At 43.7% G+C, this 19,960-nt stretch carries 19 protein-coding genes; 11 read left to right on the plus strand and 8 right to left on the minus strand.

Going from position 1 to position 19,960, the window contains the following annotated elements:
- Nucleotides 1-260: 260 nt before the first annotated feature.
- From B4F66_RS07690 to B4F66_RS07715, 6 genes are read right to left on the minus strand one after another with little or no spacing between them, the layout of a single operon-like run.
- The gene (locus tag B4F66_RS07690) at nt 261-527 is read right to left on the minus strand and encodes an oxidative damage protection protein (protein WP_292357899.1); all 267 of its coding nucleotides are present in this window, start codon (nt 525-527) and stop codon (nt 261-263) included.
- On the minus strand, nt 524-1,573 hold the full coding sequence (gene mutY, locus B4F66_RS07695; RefSeq protein ID WP_292357901.1) for an A/G-specific adenine glycosylase: 1,050 nt from the start codon (nt 1,571-1,573) through the stop codon (nt 524-526). Before mutY ends, B4F66_RS07690 begins: the two co-directional genes overlap by 4 nt.
- Before the next feature lie 35 nt (nt 1,574-1,608).
- The gene (locus B4F66_RS07700) at nt 1,609-4,077 is read right to left on the minus strand and encodes an AsmA family protein (protein ID WP_292357903.1); all 2,469 of its coding nucleotides are present in this window, start codon (nt 4,075-4,077) and stop codon (nt 1,609-1,611) included.
- Between the two features lie 59 nt (nt 4,078-4,136).
- Nucleotides 4,137-6,065, minus strand: coding sequence for a cyclic-di-GMP receptor FimW-related protein (locus B4F66_RS07705; RefSeq protein ID WP_292357905.1), 1,929 nt, complete (start codon nt 6,063-6,065; stop codon nt 4,137-4,139).
- A 1-nt stretch (nt 6,066) separates the two neighbouring features.
- A complete protein-coding gene (locus tag B4F66_RS07710) occupies nt 6,067-7,359 on the minus strand; it encodes an HlyC/CorC family transporter (RefSeq protein WP_292358136.1) in 1,293 nt (430 codons plus the stop codon).
- Nucleotides 7,360-8,160: a cytochrome C assembly family protein gene (locus tag B4F66_RS07715; protein WP_292357907.1), complete on the minus strand. Its 801-nt coding sequence runs from the start codon at nt 8,158-8,160 to the stop codon at nt 7,360-7,362.
- A 202-nt stretch (nt 8,161-8,362) separates the two neighbouring features.
- Between B4F66_RS07715 and ffh the strand changes: the two genes are divergently transcribed.
- The 8 genes from ffh (at nt 8,363) to B4F66_RS07755 (ending at nt 14,029) form a co-directional block, all read left to right on the plus strand.
- A complete protein-coding gene (gene ffh / locus B4F66_RS07720; RefSeq protein WP_292357909.1) occupies nt 8,363-9,733 on the plus strand; it encodes a signal recognition particle protein in 1,371 nt (456 codons plus the stop codon).
- Between the two features lie 86 nt (nt 9,734-9,819).
- Complete coding sequence (gene rpsP, locus B4F66_RS07725) at nt 9,820-10,068, plus strand: 30S ribosomal protein S16 (RefSeq protein ID WP_292357911.1); 249 nt, start codon at nt 9,820-9,822, stop codon at nt 10,066-10,068.
- 21 nt (nt 10,069-10,089) lie between these two features.
- Nucleotides 10,090-10,611, plus strand: a complete 522-nt coding sequence (gene rimM / locus B4F66_RS07730; RefSeq protein ID WP_104934432.1) for a ribosome maturation factor RimM — start codon at nt 10,090-10,092, stop codon at nt 10,609-10,611.
- Nucleotides 10,612-10,620: 9 nt separating this feature from the next.
- Nucleotides 10,621-11,364, plus strand: a complete 744-nt coding sequence (gene trmD, locus B4F66_RS07735; protein WP_292357915.1) for a tRNA (guanosine(37)-N1)-methyltransferase TrmD — start codon at nt 10,621-10,623, stop codon at nt 11,362-11,364.
- 13 nt (nt 11,365-11,377) lie between these two features.
- A complete protein-coding gene (gene rplS / locus B4F66_RS07740) occupies nt 11,378-11,722 on the plus strand; it encodes a 50S ribosomal protein L19 (RefSeq protein WP_292357917.1) in 345 nt (114 codons plus the stop codon).
- 115 nt (nt 11,723-11,837) lie between these two features.
- The gene (gene xerD, locus B4F66_RS07745) at nt 11,838-12,743 is read left to right on the plus strand and encodes a site-specific tyrosine recombinase XerD (protein ID WP_292357919.1); all 906 of its coding nucleotides are present in this window, start codon (nt 11,838-11,840) and stop codon (nt 12,741-12,743) included.
- 68 nt (nt 12,744-12,811) lie between these two features.
- Nucleotides 12,812-13,297, plus strand: coding sequence for a YajQ family cyclic di-GMP-binding protein (locus B4F66_RS07750; RefSeq protein ID WP_014706277.1), 486 nt, complete (start codon nt 12,812-12,814; stop codon nt 13,295-13,297).
- Between the two features lie 12 nt (nt 13,298-13,309).
- Entirely contained in the window at nt 13,310-14,029 is a 720-nt protein-coding gene (locus B4F66_RS07755) for a thioredoxin fold domain-containing protein (protein ID WP_292357922.1), read from the plus strand.
- Here the strand turns inward: B4F66_RS07755 and B4F66_RS07760 are convergent.
- Together B4F66_RS07760 and B4F66_RS07765 are read right to left on the minus strand one after the other, a co-directional pair.
- Complete coding sequence (locus B4F66_RS07760; protein WP_292357924.1) at nt 14,026-14,778, minus strand: UDP-2,3-diacylglucosamine diphosphatase; 753 nt, start codon at nt 14,776-14,778, stop codon at nt 14,026-14,028. The two genes, B4F66_RS07755 and B4F66_RS07760, sit on opposite strands and share 4 nt — an antisense overlap.
- 17 nt (nt 14,779-14,795) lie before the next feature.
- Nucleotides 14,796-15,377 carry a peptidylprolyl isomerase gene (locus B4F66_RS07765; protein WP_292357925.1) on the minus strand — a complete coding sequence of 194 codons (582 nt, stop codon included), beginning with the start codon at nt 15,375-15,377 and terminating at the stop codon, nt 14,796-14,798.
- Nucleotides 15,378-15,542: 165 nt separating this feature from the next.
- Here B4F66_RS07765 and B4F66_RS07770 point away from each other — a divergent pair, with 165 nt between their 5' ends.
- The 3 genes from B4F66_RS07770 to B4F66_RS07780 all read left to right on the plus strand — a co-directional run bounded on the left by B4F66_RS07770 (nt 15,543) and on the right by B4F66_RS07780 (nt 19,948).
- Nucleotides 15,543-17,210, plus strand: a complete 1,668-nt coding sequence (locus B4F66_RS07770) for a glutamine--tRNA ligase/YqeY domain fusion protein (protein WP_292357927.1) — start codon at nt 15,543-15,545, stop codon at nt 17,208-17,210.
- A 3-nt stretch (nt 17,211-17,213) separates the two neighbouring features.
- The gene (gene cysS / locus B4F66_RS07775; protein ID WP_292357929.1) at nt 17,214-18,596 is read left to right on the plus strand and encodes a cysteine--tRNA ligase; all 1,383 of its coding nucleotides are present in this window, start codon (nt 17,214-17,216) and stop codon (nt 18,594-18,596) included.
- A 155-nt stretch (nt 18,597-18,751) separates the two neighbouring features.
- Nucleotides 18,752-19,948, plus strand: coding sequence for an acetate/propionate family kinase (locus B4F66_RS07780; protein ID WP_292357931.1), 1,197 nt, complete (start codon nt 18,752-18,754; stop codon nt 19,946-19,948).
- Nucleotides 19,949-19,960: the final 12 nt, after the last annotated feature.

The raw sequence follows: 19,960 nt of genomic DNA on the forward strand, positions 1-19,960 counted from the left end.
CTTACACTACCCCTTAAAAAAGGGGTTAATCGCATTGTACGCCCAAAATTTAACAAAAAGTCACATTTATTTTGACCATAACAACTTTTTTTTTGCTTAAAAAACACGTTAAGAAAGCGGAAAAAAAACGCTTAACCGTTGAATCTATTATGTTTACCGGTAAGGCAGTATTCAAAAAATTCATTTTTAATAACTATTCTGAATCTCAGTTTGGCAGCTGTAAAAGCGGATAAAATGCGCGATTTTGCCTTTAACATAGGCTAAACCGGCTTGAAATCAGCTGGCTTTTCAGAACCGTCTCCAAAGAAAAATTTCTCTAATTCGGTTCTCAGAAAAGTCTGGGATTTTGGATCAGCCAATGATAAACGATACTCATTAATTAACATGGTTTGATGCGCTACCCACATTTGCCAGGCTTCTTTAGAGACTGTTTCATAGATTTTTTTCCCCAGTTCACCAGGATAAGGGGGAAAATCGAGTGCCTCTGCTTCTTTGTTGAGTTTTACACAATGCACAGTACGTGTCATAGCATCCTCTCGGTTGATGATAAAAATTGAATTAATTGTTTAACCGGAGCAGGTAAGCCCAAAGTTAACGCCTGATCTATTTTAACCCAGATATGTCTATTATTCTCAGCCACAAGGTGGATTGGCTCAGCAGTAAACAAATAAGGGGTTATAGTTAATTTGAAGTGACTGAAAACATGTTTGATTTCAGGCAATGACGATTCCAGTAAGGTATTTTTTATCGGCAAACGGTTATCTGGTGCCTCTGCAGTTTTACCCTCTGGAAAACTCCATAGCCCCCCCCATATGCCATTTTGCGGACGTTGTTCCAATAATATGTGGTTATTTTGATCTATATAGATAAACCAGTTGGTCTGACGTACAGGTTGGATTTTTTTAGCTTTACGTACCGGGAATAAAGTCGGCTCACCGGATGCAAAAGCCTGGCAATCAGTTTGAAGAGGGCATTGCTGGCAGGCTGGGCGACTGCGGGTGCACAAGGTGGCTCCCAGGTCCATTTGTGCCTGAATATAATTAGCAATGCGATGTTCGGGCAATAATGTCTCGGCTCGCTGCCACATTGCAGCTTCTACGTGTTTCTCACCTGGCCAGACATTAATGGCATCATATCGCGCCAAAACGCGTTTTACGTTGCCATCCAGAATCGGATAGCGCTGATGAAAGGCCAGCGCCATAATGGCTCCGGCAGTAGAACGACCAATTCCTGGCAAATCCAAAAGCGCCTGAAAATCCTCTGGCACCTTTGCGTCATGATGCTGTTGCATCTGAACAGCTGCCTTATGCAGATTTCGTCCACGGGCATAATATCCAAGCCCTGACCATAAGCCGAGGACATCATCTATATGGGCATCTGCCAGAGCGTTAATGTCCGGGAAACGATCAATAAAACGCTGGTAATACGGAATAACGGTAGCAACCTGAGTTTGCTGAAGCATCACTTCAGAAAGCCATACATGATAAGCCGATGGTTTTTGCTGCCATGGCAAATCCTTACGACCGTGATGGTCATACCAGGCTAATAAACGTTCACTGAAGCTGTTAGTCAAAATAGAATCAGGCCATGTTCCTTTGTGAACACGGCCTAGAATAAACTTTTCAGTTTTTCCTTCAACAAGTCCTCTTCTGAGGGTTCATCTGCAGAGTCTGCCTCATCGGATGTTTGCTCATCGGTAGCAGGCTCTTCAGTAGTTTCATCAGAAGTTGAAGATTTTGAATCGCCACCCAGTTTCTTACCCAGTAATCCACCAAGCTCATCACCCAGTTTTTCTTTTAGTTTTTCTTCAGCTTTGGCTTTAATTTCACCAGTGGCCTGTTCTTTTAAGACAGAGGCCAAATCCACTTTGGGTCTTGGATTATCAAAACTGCCGGTAATTTTTACCGGAATGGTAATCCCTTTCAGATCTTCAAGAGTTTTGCCTCCCTGGCCTTCAGCTGAACCGACGATTGAAACGCGAACAGCATAATCAATGACTTCTCTGGGGAGATCAATATCACCCGCACCGGTGACTCGCAATAATGGAGACATTAACTCAAGGTCCTGATTATTTACGATGCCTTCATTGGCGGTGAATGTGCCTTTCAGGCTGCTGAAATCAGTTTGCACCGGTTCGTTAGTCTCTGCAGCTTTTTGTCCGGACAGAACAGCCTTAGCCTGGCGAATGGCTTCGGCAATATTAATGCCTTTTAATGCGCCATCCGTAAAAGAAAATGCACCATTACCGTTCAGACTTTGTTTGATGGCATCAATATCTTTACCACTGCCATTGAGCTTTACATTGGCATTTGCTGTGCCGGCAATACGATCATTACCGGTCAGATCTTTTAATAGGGGACCGGCCTGAACCCCTTGCAGGTTTTCATCTACTGCAAGCTTCAAATTGTCACCACGGGCATCAAGATTGACATTACCTTGATACTTTCCCTGATATAACTCTGCAGCCAGGGGACTCAGTTTGATCAGACCATCTTTTGCATCAATAGTAATGACAATGTTTTCACTGTTAATGCCACTGACTTTGAGTTTGCCAATTTTCAAACTGCCTTTGGCGTTGATGTCCCGCAGTGTTTCCAATGGTAATTCACTGGAGCCGCCGGCTGCAGATGAAGCAGGTGTAGAAACTTCTTTAGCCGTTTTATCCTCAACTTCTTCTTTCGCTGGTGGTAAATAGCGATCAGCATCAATTTGATCCAGCATCAGATTAAATGTGTAAGCGGGTTTTTCGAAATTGTTGATACCAAATTGACCGGTTAATTGACTTTGATCCAGGGTCAATTGTAAATCTTTGGTATTAAGCGATTGTTTGCTGCCACTGATTTCACTACTCAGCTGAACCAGTTCCAATGTACTATTATCGGCCATTTCAGGCAGTTCAATTTTTAAATCTTCGGCTAATTTACGCAGGTTGAAAGGTTTCACCTGGATATTGCCATTATATGCCAGATCATCAGACAGGATTTTCTCCGCCAGTATTCGTCCATTCATCGTCAGATCTGCAAATTTGATGGCAAGATCATTAACCTGCAATGTTTCATCTGCGAGATTAGCTATGAGGTTGCTTGTGACATCCAGTTTGCTTTTGCCACCGGGTAGATTTTTATCTTCAATATCCGCGCTGATAACAAGATTTGTAATGCTGTGTTGTTGCGATGCCAGATTGGCTTCGATTAAACCCTCTATATTGGCGTCGATATTTTGTTCAGATCCGGTAGCTTGTAAATTAATTGCTAAATTTTGGATTGTCACCAATTCACTCGCCATGTTGGCATGAATGTCAGCTTGAAGGTCCAGATTAGCCTGTTGCAATGGCATTGCAGAACTATTGGCAACGGTATTGAGCTTCAGTGACTCCAGTGCGTAGATCTGCTTTTCAAGATCGACGATTACCTTACTCTCAAGTTCGATATGTGCTTTGACTTCAGGCTTACTGCTGATCAAATCAAACGACGTTGTAAGTGAAGTGGGATCGCCGGGAGCCAGAGGATCGGTCTCCAGATTAAGATTACGTAACTGGAAGTTTTCATCTTTGCTGGCATCAGACCACAATACATTGGCATTGGTTAGTTTAATGCCGGCAATTTTTACTGCAGATAATCCACTGGATGGCTCGTCCGAAACGCTGTCAGATTCAGCTGAAGGGGGTTGTTCTACTTCATCACTGGTTTTTGTCAGATCATCCCAGTTGGTCACACCTTCTTTATTGGTCTCCAGATTCAGCAACAGACCGTCGAGCACAATGGTGTCCATTTCCAGCTGTTTTTTCAGCAGAGGCATCAGTTTAATGCGAATTTCGGCAGCTTCGACGCTGGCAAAAGATTCGGCTTTAAAGCCACTGGCATTGCTAAGTGATAATGGTCCGAGTTCTAAAGCTATCCAGGGAAACACCGATAGCTCGATATCACCTTGCAAAGTCAATTTACGCCCTGTGGTTTTTTCAACCTGCGCTGCAATCTCATCTTTATAGTCATTTGGATCGATAATGAAGGGAAGTGCTGCGAGAGCAGCAATAGCGATGATGATTATTGCAATAATCACTTTGATAAAGGTGCGCATGCTTTTATCCTGTACTTTAGATGGGTGTATTGCCAAGATGATAAGTCATTTGACAGGGTTTATGAACCGGCTTTGACAATATAGGTGAAACGTTCATAGTCCAATGTCGCTGAAAACAGGTCTTTGGTTTCAGCATTGATTGAAGCCTCTTTGGAGTTAGATATTGTCAGTTGGCGTTTAGGACTAAAGACCCCTTTTTGGGTAATAAGTGCCGGGGGCTGTGTGTTGAGTTGTATCCCTGGATAGAGGAAATTTCCGGGTATTGGCTGGCAGGTTACAACTTCCGGCGTACCTTCTATTAAGCTTAGACCTGCCTGAGCGTTGTTCTGCCAATCGTTACAGAACCAGCAAATAGTTGCTAATTGCAATTTATTTTGCAGTTTCAGTAAAACCAGTTCGTTTACATCAATCGTGTCTTCGCATTTATTGATAAGCAATAAGCTGCCATGTTCGGAGTCGTTCAGCACTTTTGCCTGCATGCTGTTACTGGAAGCCCCATTAAGAAAATCCACAATATTGTCGTAACCGTGGACGATTTCTACAGAACCGTTATCAATTAACTGTTTTCTGGGGGATTGTCGTTGGTAATTGGCTGCAAGTTGGGGCATTACCTGTCGAATCAGTTGCAAATCCAAAGCATTTTCCCGCTTGTTGGATAGAATAAGTTTTTGTCCGAGGATGGTTAAAACATCCTGAGTTTGTAGCATGCGGTTATCAGACGCCTGGCGTGTTAATTGTGGTGTTTTCGACAAGGCTTTTGGCGCTTGATCTTGTTCTGCTTCAACACAAAAATATCCGGTTAATAAAAAAGCATTTTCCAGAACTTGTTGTTGAGGGGGGATATCGGTAATCACAGCCTTATTAACGACCTCCGCTATCATTGAGTAAAGGCGAATGACGGAGTATTTAGACAAGCTGTAGGGATCTGCAATGGCTGTTAGTGCAATACGCTTATATATATGCTCAAAATTATCACTGCTGCCAAGTGGCGAAACATCCGGCTCCTGCTGCAGAGCTTTTGCCTTTTCAAGATATATCAATAATTGGTTTAATTGTAACCAGCAATCCTTTGGTGCAGCTCTGTAATACAGATAAGCATGCAGAATCTGTAACGAAATTAATTCGCTGCCACGATTCAAACAGAATAGAAAACGGGGGGAATTTGCAGGCCGTTCACCACGTTGATAATGTTTGTCAGCCAGGTTGAAATATAACTCAGCGAGGCAGCGTATGGTCTGACTGAAATTGCTCAGGTTTTTTTGAGCGGGTCTTTTCAGGCTGGACTCTGCGGCGATAACTTTGCTGTCACGGGTCAGTAAAAGACGTTTGAGTTCGTGGAAATAGACATCCAAAAGATTTATCTGTCGAGTTTCAGAGATATGGTGATGTTTGATTGCCTGCAGATTTGCTAACAAAATTGACAGGCGTTGAGATAAATCATCGGTAAGTTGGGATAACCAGGTTTTTAATAAAGCAGGATCAGTAATAATGTCACCTCGTCGTTCATCCGTTACGACAGAGATCAATAAATTTAGTTTGGGGAGATCGGCAGCTGGTTTGGACTGGTTACGTAAGAGAGCATTACCAAGCCACATACTGAATAAACGGGGATTAATCACTTTTGCCGGTGATTGCAGAAAATGAAACCCTTTAGCGGATAATTTTCTTGATTGAGCAAAATGTCTTTCAGCAAAAGCGAACAGGGAAAATAAATTACTGCTGGTTAAGGGTAATTTTATCTGCAGCAAGTTTTGCTGATGAGTGGTTTTGCGCCGGCTACAGTATATATTCAGCAGTTCGACATCACGTTGCTGCCAGCTTTTTAAACCTTCCGCGTTATCAACGTTATAAAAATACAAAACAGCATGACCTAAACGACTTATTTGCCATTGGTGGTTTAATGATGAGTTGTACTGCGATAACAGGGCTTGCAGCTGTTGATGATCTGCGTCAGTGAAGCCGAAGCATCGTATCTGCAGATTAGCCAATTTAACTTTGCTCCGTCTCAGCTGTTGGTTTGGAAGGCTGCAATTGCCGTAGTCGCACAGTTCTGATGGCATTATCTGCGGTTTGAATCACCTCGATAATGTAATCATCAATACGCAAACTTACCCCGGGATCAGGAATGCTTTCCAGATGTTCCAGCACCAGGCCGTTGATCGTTTTAGGACCATCGGTTGGTAATAGCCAATCCAGTGTTCGATTCAATTCACGGATATTGGCTGAGCCATTAATCAGATAACTGCCATCACTTTGTGGATGAATTTCCTTTTCATCATCAATGGTATTGGCGGTAAACTCCCCCACAATCTCCCGAAAAATATCTTCTAATGTAATCAAACCCAGTAAATCGCCGTATTCATCCACTACAAGACCTGTGCGACGCAATTTACGCTGAAACTGAATCAGCTGAGTATTCAGAGGTGTGTCCTCTGGAACGAAATAAGCTTCTTTTACAATACTCTCAAAGGTTTGTTGATTCAGGTTGTCCTGAGTCATCAGATTTAATGCCTTGCGTACATGCAAGATACCAACAATGTTATCCATACTGTCGCGGTAGACTGGCAACCTGGTGTAACCACAATGTGAAAGCTGCTTTACAATTTCAGCAAATGGCTGATTGATGTCGATACCTTCAATTTCATTACGCGGCACCATTACATCGTTTACCGTAACCTGCTCCAGATCCAGAATGCTCATTAGCATATCTTTGTGGCGGTTTGGGATCATACTGCCTGCTTCCATCAGCGCCACCCTTAATTCTTCTATGTTAATAGCCGTAGACGTCGCATCTTCACGAGACACACCAAATAGGCTCAGCAATCGGTTAGTAATCGCACTGGTAAACCATACCAAGGGATACAAAAAGAATAATAATGGCTTTAATACAAAACTGGCAGGGTAAGCGACTCGCTCGGGGTGTAAGGCTGCAAGCGTTTTGGGGGTGACCTCAGCAAATAACAAGATGACCAACGTTAAGGTGAAGGTTGCTACCACAATACCGTTCTCACCCAGCAGTTTAATTCCAATGACGGTAGCAATAGCTGAGGCAAAAATATTCACAAAGTTATTGCCCAGCAGGATGAGGCCAATCAAACGGTCAGGTCTGGCTAGCAAACTGCTGGCAATCATTGCGCCGCGATGTCCTTGTTGAGCAAGATGTTTTAATCGATAGCGATTTAATGACATCAATGCTGTTTCGGAACTTGAAAAAAACGCCGACAACACTAATAGACAAAACAGAATTATAAACAGGCCAATTAAAGAAATATCTTCCATCAGTTAACTTTTAATCAAAAATTCAATAACAAGTTTGCTGCCAACATATGCCAGCAATAAAAAACCAAAACCGGATAAAGTCCATTTAACCGCTGTCTGGCTTCGCCAGCCATACTGTTTACGGCCCCATAGCAATCCTGCAAAAACCAGCCAGGCGATAATTGAAAAAACGGTTTTATGGGCCAGATGCTGAGCGACGAAATTATCAACAAACAGAAATCCAGTAATCAGACCCAACGTCAGTAAAATGAAGCCGGCATAAAGTAATTGAAATAATGTCTTTTCCATTGTCTGCAGTGGAGGCAGTTTACGGACCCAGCCGCCGGCATGTTTATTACGTAACTGTTTTTCCTGAATCGCCAGGATGATCGATTGCATAGCAGCAAGTGCCAGCAGAGCATATGCTGTAAGTGATAATAAAATATGCCATTCCAAAGCGGGATCACTAAGAGTTTGTTGGCTACTACCCGGAGCCTCGACCCTGAACATTAAACATAAGGCGACCAGTGGATATACTACAATTCCAGGATGGGCTACGGGAGATCGCAAACCGGCTAACATCGCGATAAATGCCATTAACCAGGCTGCGATAGATAACATGCTCATCAGACTGAGATCCCAGCCTTGAGCAAATTTCATGGTGAAATAAATATCTGCAGCATGAAATAACAGCGCTAAAGTGGTCAATATGCCTATCGGTAAGGCAAGTTTATTGGCGTTATGATCGCGTTTGACAAAGTCTCGGATCAAAATAACGCTGCTACTTAAATACAGTAGAAAGGCTAATGCGTTGGCAATGGCCATGAGGGGAGATCCTTAAGTTCCAATAATGATTATCCAGTTAAACCTTCAAGCTTAATCATAAACGGTAAACTGCTTCACCGGATATCATATCAGTTATAATGCAATATCTAGAGTCTGTTTAACTTTCATATGCTTCTGAAAATAAACAGACCCTATCCAAATAGTACTGATTTTTCAGTAACGAAACGATGCAGGATACATTATGTTTGACAGCCTAAGTGACAGACTCGCCGGCAGCCTCAAAAAATTACGTGGTCAGGGTCGAATCACCGAAGATAATATTAAAGAAACTTTACGTGAAGTGCGTATGGCTCTGCTTGAAGCCGACGTTGCTTTAGCGGTTGTTCGTGAATTTATTGATAGAGTAAAAGAACGGGCAATGGGACAGGATGTGATGCGCAGCCTCAGTCCTGGCCAGGTTTTCGTCAAAATAGTTAACGACGAACTGGTCGCCGTTATGGGCGATGAAGACAATAGTCTTAATCTGAATAGTCAGCCGCCGGTTGTTATTTTGATGGCAGGCTTACAAGGTGCCGGTAAAACAACCAGTGTGGCCAAACTGGCCCGTTTTCTGAAAGAAAGACAAAAAAAATCGGTGATGGTCGCCAGTGCTGACGTTTATCGTCCAGCCGCGATTGAGCAGCTTAAAACGTTGGCAAGTGATGTTGAAGCCAAGTTTTTTCCCAGTGATGCCAGTCAGGATCCGGTAGCAATCGCTCAGGCTGCAGTGGCACAAGCAAAACTAGAATATGTTGATGTAGTCATTATTGATACGGCTGGTCGGCTGCACATTGATGACGACATGATGGGCGAAATTAAACGCATCCACGCAGCAATTAATCCAACTGAAACCTTATTTACAGTTGATAGCATGACTGGTCAGGATGCGGCAAATACCGCCAAGGCATTTAATGAAGCATTGCCACTGACCGGTGTGATTCTGACTAAAACCGATGGTGATGCACGAGGTGGTGCGGCCTTATCCATTCGGCATATCACCGGTAAGCCCATTAAATTTATGGGGGTCGGTGAAAAGACTACTGCGCTGGAAGTGTTTCATCCTGATCGTATTGTTTCGCGAATTTTGGGAATGGGCGACGTACTTTCTCTGGTCGAAGAAGCACAACGCAAAATTGATACCGACTCAGCTGAAAAACTCGCTAACAAACTCAAGAAAGGCAAAGGTTTTGACCTTGAAGATTTTCGCGATCAACTACAGCAAATGAGCAAAATGGGCGGCATTGGCACATTGATGGATAAGTTGCCTGGAATGGGACAAATTCCAGATGCCGTTAAAAATCAGGCCAATGATAAAGAACTGGTCAGAATGGAAGCGATGATCAATTCAATGACTCCGAAAGAGCGGCGTCGTCCTGAATTAATCAAAGGCTCCAGGAAAAAACGTATTGCAGCTGGCTCTGGCACACAGATCCAGGATGTTAACCGCCTACTGAAACAGTTCTCACAAATGCAGAAAATGATGAAGAAAATGGGACAGAAAGGTGGTATGGCTAAAATGATGCGCGGCCTTGGTGGAAAACTGCCAATGGGCGGCGGTGGCATGCCTTTTTAACACAATCGCATTTACAGCTTTGCAAACCTTGGATAAGTGCGTAAAATAACTCTATTTTTCCATCCAGATTTTCAACGGGTAGGTTTATGGTAACAATCAGAATGACACGCGGCGGCGCAAAAAAGCGTCCTTTTTACGGCATTGTCGTAACAGATTCACGTAGTAAACGTGATGGTCGTTACATCGAGCGTCTGGGGTTCTTTAACCCGATTGCTAAAGGCCAGGAAGAAGAGCTACGCATTGATTTAGAGCGCGTTAAACATTGGATCAGCCAAGGTGCACAAACCTCTGAGCGTGTTGCCCAGCTGATCAAGCAAGCACAAAAGTCTGCTTAATTTCTATCCGGGAGTCTCGTGATGGCTGATGCCAGCGAATACATCCCGGTAGGGAAAATATCAGGTGTTTTCGGCGTAAAGGGTTGGGTTAAAGTTTTTTCATATACCGACCCTCGCGACAACATTCTGGAATATAAACCGCTTTATGTGCATCGTCATGGAGATTGGATACCAATCGAAGTGAATGGTGGTCAGTTACAGGGTAAGGCGGTTGTGATGAGTCTGGAGAAGGTCACTGACCGAAATCAGGCCATGACATTGATTGGTTCAGAACTGGCGATAAAACGTTCACAATTGCTGGAAACTGATGAAGATGAGTTTTACTGGGCTGACTTGGTTGGCCTGACAGTTATTAATGCTGAAAATGAAAAACTGGGAATCGTTGATCATCTGTTAGAAACAGGTGCAAATGATGTTCTGGTGGTAAGTGGAACAGAGCCAGATACGGAGTATCTGATTCCGTTTGTTCTGGATCGAACTGTTTTAAAAGTTGATTTGGAAAACAAGCAGATTCAGGTCGATTGGCAAGCTGACTATCTTTGATGAACTAAAATGAAGCTGTCAGTAATCTCATTGTTTCCGGAGATGTTTGCGGCGATAACAGAATATGGTGTAACCGGCAGGGCGGTAAAACAGGGCAGATTAAGCCTGAGTTATTTAAACCCGCGAGAGTTTACAACCGACAAACATCAAACCGTGGATGACCGACCTTATGGTGGTGGTCCCGGAATGGTAATGAAAGTCAGTCCTTTGTTGGATGCGATTAAAACAGCAAAACAACAACTTGGTGATGATGTGAAAGTCATTTATTTATCACCACAGGGACAAAAGCTGAATCAGCACGCGTTAGGCGAAATGGCCAAACGTGGATCGATGATTTTGCTGGCCGGTCGCTACGAAGGTATTGATGAGCGACTGGTTGAACAGGAAATTGATGAGGAATGGTCGATAGGTGACTATGTCCTCAGTGGGGGTGAGCTGGCAGCCATGGTGATGATTGATGGTATTGCCCGTTTATTACCCGGGGTGTTGGGTGATGCCGAATCTGCTGAGCAGGATTCGTTTATGAGTGGTCTGCTGGACCATCCACATTACACCCGCCCGGAACAGTTAAATGGCCAGACAGTACCAGCCGTACTGTTAGGTGGAAATCATGAGGCAATACGTCAGTGGCGCCTCAAACAGTCCTTAGGACGAACATGGTTACGGCGACCTGATTTGTTGGAATCGATGACATTATCAACAGAACAGGCTGCTTTATTGGAAGAATTTATTGCCGAGCGCGGGCAGGATTAGTTGGGAGCAAACAATGAGTAACATTATCGATCAGCTTAACGCTGAACAATTAAGAACCGATATTCCGGATTTTTCTGCCGGTGACACAGTTGTTGTCAAGGTTCGTATTAAAGAAGGTGAGCGTGAACGTGAACAGGCTTTTGAAGGCGTTGTTATCGCTAAACGTAACCGTGGTTTGCATTCAGCTTTCACTGTTCGCAAAATCTCTAACGGTGTTGGTGTTGAGCGTGTTTTCCAGGCTCACAGCCCAACCATCGCCAGTGTTGAATTGAAACGCCGTGGTGACGTTCGCCGTGCGAAACTTTACTACTTGCGTGATTTGACTGGTAAAGCGGCACGTATTAAAGAAAAATTGTAATTCAGCGGATCGATTGATCCGTTATTACAGAAAAAGGGACAAAGTTGATTTTCAGCTTTGTCCTTTTTTTATGCGGTTAAATCGACATGCACTATAGTCAAACTGAAGCAATTCAATGAAACAAGCTGTTGATAAACACGAACGTCATTTACAGAGTTTTCTTGATTCTTTATGGCTTGAATCAGGGCTTAGCGATAATACAGTAACGGCCTATCAACATGATTTAGTGGCTTTTGCCAGTTGGTTGCAGCCGTTTGATGTGACATTGGCCAATGCGCAACGTGAACATATTCAGCGCTATCTTCAGCAACGAATGCGAGAGGGTAAAAAGGTACGCAGCGATGCACGCCTGTTATCCAGCCTTCGCCGTTTTTACCGCTATTTATGTCGTGAAGCCATTCGTGATTCAGATCCTACCGCAATGCTTGAGTCTCCGAGATTGGGTAAATCATTGCCGGGAAGCTTGTCAGAAGAAGATGTTATCAATCTGTTAGCGCAACCAGATACTGAGACAGCCTTGGGTATGCGCGACAGAACGATGTTGGAAGTACTTTATGCCACTGGCTTACGGGTATCTGAACTGGTGGCTTTAACCTTTGAACAACTCAATATGCGTCAGGGCTTAATACGCTGCATTGGTAAAGGCAATAAGGAAAGATTGGTCCCTTTAGGCGAAACGGCATTGGACTGGTTGCAATTGTATTTGCTTGAAAGTCGACCTCAGTTATTACAAGGTCAAGTGACGGATGATTTATTTCCAACCCGGCGGGGACATTCAATGACCCGACAGGCATTCTGGTACATTATCAAACGTTACGCCAAACTGGCGCTTATTGATAAGCCGCTTTCACCACACACGTTACGACATGCTTTCGCCACCCATTTGCTGAATCATGGAGCAGATTTACGAGTGGTTCAGCTTTTACTTGGCCATGCTGATTTATCCACTACCCAAATTTATACCCATGTTGCCAAAGCCAGACTCCAGCAAATGCATAATCAGCATCATCCACGTGGTTGATTTTCCGCTGCCATGAAAGCTGATGGTAAACTGTCCGGCTAAAATTTAATTTGATTGGGAGAAGCTAGATGCCCTCATTTGATATTGTTTCTGAAGTAGACAAGCATGAACTGACCAATGCGGTTGATCAGGCAAACCGTGAACTGGATAATCGCTTTGATTTCCGCGGAACCGATGCCAAAGTCGAGCAGTCAGACAAAACACTGACCATGTTTGCCAACAGTGATTTTCAATTAGATCAGTTGCTCGATATTCTTAGAATGAAACTGGTGAAACGTGGTATTGATATCAGTTGTCTTGAACTTAAGGATCCTGTGGGTTATGGCAAGATGCGAAAGCAGGATGTGCTGGTTCGTGAAGGCATCGAAAAAGATCTATCACGCACCATCGTCAAACTGATTAAAGAAAGCAAAATTAAAGTTCAGGCAGCAGTACAGGGCGATAGTGTCAGAGTAACCGGCAAAAAACGTGATGATTTGCAACAGGTTATGGCACTGTTGAAAAGTCATGATTCGATTGATATGCCGTTGCAATTCAATAATTTTCGAGATTAAGAGAACCAATAAATGAATTTAAGCCGATTGGTATGGTTGCCGTTATTGCTTTGCATGAGTCTGGCGCATGCAGATGAGATGACAGAACTCAAAGCTGAACTTAATAAACAATTACCTGATATGCAATTGCAATCACTATCACCAGTTGGCAAAAGTGGTTTATATGAAGCAGTCATTGATGATCGTATTTATTACTTCACAGCAGATGGTCAATTTTTGATTCAAGGTGATTTACTGGCGTTGGAAACGCGTGAAAACATTACAGAAGCACGGCGTATTGAAGTGAAAAAGGCTTTACTGGATCGTGTAGATGAAGATGATCTGATTATTTTTGCCGCCAAAAAGCCGGACTACACTGTTACCGTATTTACCGATGTTGATTGTGGCTATTGCCGTGAGTTGCATCGTCAGGTCAAAGACTACAATGATTTGGGAATCACCATTCGTTATATGGCTTATCCTCGGGCGGGGGCAGAATCCGAATCAGCTAATAAATTAATTGAAGTCTGGTGTGCCAAGGATCAGCAGAAAGCCATGACGGATGCAAAAGCCCAGCGCGAAGTGAAAAAAACATCTCTCTGTGAAAACAATCCTGTCGCCGAGCAGTTTGAAATTGGTAGCAAGTTGGGAGTGCGTGGTACGCCGGCAATCTTCCTTGAAGATGGTCAGATGTTACCCGGATATGTGCCACCGCAGAAATTGCGTGAAATTCTGGATGAATATCTCGGCTAATTGAGTGAGAGTATAGATTGCCCCTCAGACAAACGTTTATCGACTAAGCGTATTTTCTCAGGGGTAATTTCAATATAACTCGCATCAGGTTGCCAATCCCCTAATACGATTCGATAGTTTGAATTATTTTGCGAAGATTGCAGTGTATGAATAGCGGGACGGTGAGTGTGACCGTGCAGCAGTAGAGTCGCATTGTATTGCTGCATTACCTGTCTGACAGATGCAGGATTAACATCCATTATCTGAGCTTGTTTGTACTGCTTCTGCTGTTTGCTTTTGACTTTGATTTTATCGGAAATTCCTTGGCGAACCTTTAAGGGCATTGCCAGGAATAGTTTTTGTAACCAGCGGTTACGCACCACTTTTCGGTAACGTTGATAACTCACATCATCAGTGCACAAACTGTCCCCATGCATTAATAATATTTTATGTCCGTATACATCAATCATGACCGGATCATCCAGTAAGGTACCTCCAACCCGTTGGGCAAAATCTTTACCCAGCATAAAATCCCGATTGCCAACCATCAGATAAATTTTGCTGCCTTGTTGCTGAAGATTTTGTAATGCCTGAATAAACGGATCAAACTCAGTCGGGACTAAATCATCTCCCAACCAGGTATTAAAAATATCTCCAACTATATAAAACGCATCGACATTAACCTGCTGGGCAACAAAATCAGTGGCCAGCCGGATAAGCTCCGGCTGGTCAGGACTAAGATGCAAATCTGAAATAAACAGGGTTTTCATTAAATTGGATGGATCAATTATTCGACCACAATCGCTTTTTCAATGACTACAGCTTCTGCAGGAACATCCTGATGACCACCACGCATAGTAGTTTTTACTTTGCGAATTGCATCGACCACATCCATACCTTCAATGACTTCACCAAATACGGCATAACCCCAATCCTGCATGGTTTTATCGCGATGATCCAGAAAGTCATTATCTTTGGTATTAATAAAAAACTGGGCCGTAGCAGAATGTGGATCACCTGTCCGCGCCATCGAGACAGTGCCCTTTTTATTGCTTAAGCCGTTATCGGCTTCATTTTGGATGGACGCTTCGGTTTTTTTCTGTTTGAAGGATTCATCAAATCCACCACCCTGAATCATAAAATTTTCAATGACACGATGGAAAATAGTGCCATCGTAAAAACCGGATTCAACATATTGAATAAAGTTTTTAACGGTTTCCGGTGCTTTATCAGCATTCAGTGCGATAACAATATCGCCATGATTAGTGCTGAGTTTCACTTTGGGTTGTGCGCCGCCGCCTTCCGCGTGGGCAGCCAGCGAAAACGAAGCAAAAAACAGGGGGGCCAGATGGCGATAGAGTAATTTCATGGTAGCTTGTCCAAAAATTGCAAAAACCATCATGATAGAGCATCAAAGCAATTCAGGTGAAGACAATTAAAGACCTTTTCAGATCCAACATACCTAAACAGCACTGTCACCCGACGCTGCTGACAGCGTATAATGCGCGTTCACATTTAACTGTAAACATTCACTATGTCAGAATCTGCTGCCAATCATAATTTTATACGTCCCATTATTCAGGAAGATATTGATTCTGGCAGGGTCGCCGGAAAAGTCGTTACTCGCTTTCCCCCTGAGCCCAATGGATACTTGCATATTGGTCATGCCAAGTCTATTTGCCTGAACTTCGGTTTGGCTGAGGAATTCGGCGGTGATTGTCATTTACGCTTTGATGATACTAATCCAGCCAAAGAAGAGCAGGAATACATTGAAGCCATCATGGAAGATGTCCAGTGGCTGGGCTTTAAGTGGGCGGGTGACGTACGTTATGCATCAAGCTATTTTGAGCAGTTTTATGATTGGGCTGTCCATCTGATCAAGCAAGGCAAAGCCTATGTTTGTGATCTCACCGCTGAACAAGCTAGTGAATACCGTGGCTGGGCGACCAAGCCGGGTAAAGAATCGCCATTTCGTGATCGCAGCGTAGAAGAAAATCTCACTTTATTTGAAAAAATGCGGCAAGGCGATTTTGCTGAAGGTTTTTGTGTGTTGCGCGCAAAAATCGATATGGCTTCGCCCAATATGAACCTGCGTGATCCGATTCTTTATCGTATTCGCAAGAAATCGCACCATCAAACCGGTGACAAATGGTGTATTTATCCCAGTTATGATTTTGCCCACGGGCAAGGCGATGCAATTGAAGGCGTCACCCACAGTATCTGTACGCTGGAATTTCAGGACCATCGTCCGTTGTATGAGTGGTTTATTGCAAATCTGCCCGTTCCTTCAAAACCAAAGCAGTATGAGTTTGGCCGTCTCAATCTGAACTATACGGTGACCAGTAAGCGCAATTTAAAACAACTGGTCGATGAGCAAATAGTTGCTGGCTGGAATGATCCCAGAATGCCAACCATTTCAGGTATGAGACGGCGCGGTTATTCGGCTGCGGCGTTGCGCGCTTTTTGTGACGATCTGGCCGTGGCCAAAACAGATGGTATTGTTGATATTGCCCAGCTGGAATTTGAGATCCGCAAAGATTTAAATGAAAACGCAGCACGTGCCATGTGTGTTTTGACTCCTCTGAAGGTGACCATCTCTAATGCTGCTGAAAGCGTTGAATGGCTGGAAGTCGCGAACCATCCGCAACAGGAAGCCATGGGACAGCGTGCATTGCCGTTCACCAAAGAAATTTTTATTGATGCCAGCGACTTTACCGAAGACACCAGTTTGAGCCGGAAAAAGTTCAAGCGTCTGGTGATTGGTGATTATGTGCGGTTACGTGGTGCTTATGTCATTAAGGCTGATGATGTTATCAAGGATGATAACGGTGAAATCATTGAAGTGATTGCCTCATTAGTGCCCGATACTGTCGGCCAAAATCCGCCCCCTGAGATGAAACCACGTGGCGTGATTCACTGGGTTTCAGCCACAGAAGGCAAAGAAGTCGAGTTGCGTTTATACGACAGATTGTTTTTGGCGGAAGCACCCGGAAAAGCAACGGGTAACTATCTTGATGATGTGAACCCCGATTCGTTAAAGGTCATTAAAGCAATTGCCGAACCGGCCATTGTGAATTGTGAACCGGAAACTGTTTTCCAGTTTGAACGAGAAGGCTATTTTGTCAGTGATCGTTATGATCACACCGCTGATACGCCGGTATTCAATCTGACCATTGGCTTAAAAGATACTTCAGATAAATAAAAAATGTTAAAACTTCACAATACTTTATCCAAGCAGAAAGAAGTCTTTAAACCGATAGAGCCAGGCAAAGTTAAAATGTATGTCTGCGGCATGACGGTTTACGATCTCTGTCATGTCGGTCATGCGCGGGTGATGGTGGTGTTTGATGTAGTGACGCGTTACCTGCGGGCCAGTGGCTATGACGTGACCTACATCCGTAATATCACCGATATAGATGACAAGATCATTAAACGGGCAGCGGAAAACGGCGAAACAATTCAGACGTTGACCGATCGCTATATCAATGAAATGCATGCTGATGCAGATGCTTTAGGTGTACTAAGACCAGATCTTGAGCCTCGTGCCACCGAAGCTATGCAGCCTATGCTCAATATGATTCAGACTTTGATCGATAAAGGCCTGGCCTATGCCGCTGATAACGGCGATGTCTATTATGATGTCAGTGAATTTGCTGATTACGGCAAACTGTCTGGTCGACAGATAGATGATTTACGCGCGGGCGAACGAATCGCTGTAAATGAAGCCAAAACCGATCCACTGGATTTTGTTTTATGGAAAGCTGCAAAACCTGAAGAACCAGCATGGGATTCGCCATGGGGGCCGGGTCGTCCGGGCTGGCATATTGAATGTTCAGCTATGTCAGCTGAATGCCTGGGTCATCATTTTGATATTCATGGCGGTGGACAGGATCTGCAGTTTCCACATCATGAAAATGAAATCGCTCAATCTGAAGGCGCACATGGTTGCCAGAGTGTGAACTACTGGATGCACAATGGCTTTGTCCGGATTGATGATGAAAAGATGTCCAAATCCTTGGGTAATTTCTTTACTGTGCGTGAGGTATTGGCGAAATATCCAGCAGAAGCAGTACGTTATTTCATCTTAATGAGTCATTACCGTAGTCCTTTGAATTATGCAGAAGATCAGCTGGAGCAGGCTAAAACAGCCTTAACCAGGTTTTATCATTCTTTGCGCGATGTCACAGCTGAAACCGTTAACTGGCAGGATGATTTAGAGTTTGCCCCACGTTTTCGTGAAGCGATGGATGATGACTTTAATACGGCGCTGGCATTATCTGTTCTGGCAGATGTGCGTCAGGCGTTAAACATAGCCCGTGAAGAAAATGATGAGAAAAAATCAGCTTATCTGGCTGGGTTATTATTAGCATTTGGCGATGTGCTTGGATTATTCCAGCAATCTGCAGAGGCCTTCCTGACCGGTGGCCAACAAGATGAAACCGGTAAAATCGAACAGTTGATTGCTGACAGAAATGCAGCTCGTGCGGCAAAAGATTGGGGCCGCGCAGATCAAGTTCGTGATGAGCTGACGGCGATGGGAATTGTGCTGGAAGATTCAGCAGGCAAAACCAGTTGGCGGAAAATTTAATATTTGTCTCAGCTGCCTGCTAATGGTGGTTAAGACAATTTAATTTATGGCAGTTTTCTCCTGATCTAAATCAACAATAGCTTCAGTAATCTTCTTCCCGGCTATACAAAGCGTTTTAGTGTGGGCATGATCGAATTTAAATTAATGGATCGATTATGCCCAAAGATAAAACGTATTTACTGACTATCAACGGCGGTTCATCCAGTATCAAATTTACGTTGTATAACGTAACCGAATCGCTTACTCCCATTTTATTCGGCAAGCTCACAGGGCTGGGATTGCCTGTCGCCAAGTTGTGCGTCACAAACTCGATTCAGGCAGAAGAGTCCACTGTAGATATCAAGGCTGACAATTATCAGCAGGCTGTTGAGGTGTTGATAGATTGGGTTTATAAAAATATTGATATCAGCTCAGTTAAAGCTATCGGGCATCGTATTGTTCACGGTGGGCATCAGTATAAAAATCCCCAATGGGTTACCAAGCAATTACTCAAGCATTTGTCGGCAATAACCCCTCTTGATCCACAGCATTTACCGGGTGAGATTCAATTAATTGAAGCATTTGACCAGCATTTCCCACAGTTAAAACAAATGGTTTGTTTTGATACTGAATTTCATCAGAATCTGCCAACAGTTGCCAAATTACTCCCCATTCCCCGTCAGTATTATGAAAAAGGTATTTATCGATACGGATTTCATGGCCTGTCATACCGATATTTAATGCAGGTGTTACAACAGCAAAATGCTAAAAAAGCGAATCACGACAGGATAATTTTGGCGCATCTGGGCAATGGTGCCAGCATGACAGCTGTCACAAATGGGCAATCTATTGATACCACAATGGCGATGACGCCAGCAGCGGGCCTGGTAATGGGGACTCGCAGTGGTGATCTTGATCCGGGTTTATTTGGTGTTCTTAACCGAAGTGAAAGCATGAATGCTGAACAGTTTGAAACAATGATTAATCAGCAATCTGGTTTGCTGGGGATTTCAACCACTACCAGTGATATGAAGCAGCTATTGGAACAACGGTCGACTGACCCAAATGCCGAAGATGCCATAAACTTGTTTTGCTATCAGGCCAGTAAACAGATTGGTGCTTATGCTGCGGCGTTAGGAGGTTTGGATACTTTGGTATTTTCCGGCGGGATTGGTGAAAACGTAGCGGAAATCAGAACACAGATTTGTCAGCAACTGGCATTTATCGGCATTGAACTGGATAACGAATTAAATCAGCAAAATGCTCTGCGCATTTCAACATCACAAAGCAGAGTTACTGTCTGGGTCATCCCGACCAACGAGGAATTAATGATTGCGCAATCGATGTGCGATCTATTGAACCTGAATCATTAAGGGGAAAAGCAA

Origin of the sequence: Methylophaga sp. UBA3603, from assembly GCF_002375335.1 — a bacterium.
GTDB lineage: Bacteria > Pseudomonadota > Gammaproteobacteria > Nitrosococcales > Methylophagaceae > Methylophaga.

What these genes read in the sequence shown, in the direction of transcription:
- trmD (WP_292357915.1), top strand. Translation starts at nt 10,621, where the DNA reads ATGAAGCTGTCAGTAATCTCATTGTTTCCGGAGATGTTTGCGGCGATA.
- B4F66_RS07700 (WP_292357903.1), bottom strand. Translation starts at nt 4,077, where the DNA reads ATGCGCACCTTTATCAAAGTGATTATTGCAATAATCATCATCGCTATT.
- ffh (WP_292357909.1), top strand. Translation starts at nt 8,363, where the DNA reads ATGTTTGACAGCCTAAGTGACAGACTCGCCGGCAGCCTCAAAAAATTA.
- B4F66_RS07690 (WP_292357899.1), bottom strand. Translation starts at nt 527, where the DNA reads ATGACACGTACTGTGCATTGTGTAAAACTCAACAAAGAAGCAGAGGCA.
- rplS (WP_292357917.1), top strand. Translation starts at nt 11,378, where the DNA reads ATGAGTAACATTATCGATCAGCTTAACGCTGAACAATTAAGAACCGAT.
- xerD (WP_292357919.1), top strand. Translation starts at nt 11,838, where the DNA reads ATGAAACAAGCTGTTGATAAACACGAACGTCATTTACAGAGTTTTCTT.
- B4F66_RS07780 (WP_292357931.1), top strand. Translation starts at nt 18,752, where the DNA reads ATGCCCAAAGATAAAACGTATTTACTGACTATCAACGGCGGTTCATCC.
- B4F66_RS07760 (WP_292357924.1), bottom strand. Translation starts at nt 14,778, where the DNA reads ATGAAAACCCTGTTTATTTCAGATTTGCATCTTAGTCCTGACCAGCCG.
- B4F66_RS07750 (WP_014706277.1), top strand. Translation starts at nt 12,812, where the DNA reads ATGCCCTCATTTGATATTGTTTCTGAAGTAGACAAGCATGAACTGACC.
- B4F66_RS07755 (WP_292357922.1), top strand. Translation starts at nt 13,310, where the DNA reads ATGAATTTAAGCCGATTGGTATGGTTGCCGTTATTGCTTTGCATGAGT.
- B4F66_RS07715 (WP_292357907.1), bottom strand. Translation starts at nt 8,160, where the DNA reads ATGGCCATTGCCAACGCATTAGCCTTTCTACTGTATTTAAGTAGCAGC.
- rpsP (WP_292357911.1), top strand. Translation starts at nt 9,820, where the DNA reads ATGGTAACAATCAGAATGACACGCGGCGGCGCAAAAAAGCGTCCTTTT.
- B4F66_RS07765 (WP_292357925.1), bottom strand. Translation starts at nt 15,377, where the DNA reads ATGAAATTACTCTATCGCCATCTGGCCCCCCTGTTTTTTGCTTCGTTT.
- B4F66_RS07770 (WP_292357927.1), top strand. Translation starts at nt 15,543, where the DNA reads ATGTCAGAATCTGCTGCCAATCATAATTTTATACGTCCCATTATTCAG.
- rimM (WP_104934432.1), top strand. Translation starts at nt 10,090, where the DNA reads ATGGCTGATGCCAGCGAATACATCCCGGTAGGGAAAATATCAGGTGTT.
- cysS (WP_292357929.1), top strand. Translation starts at nt 17,214, where the DNA reads ATGTTAAAACTTCACAATACTTTATCCAAGCAGAAAGAAGTCTTTAAA.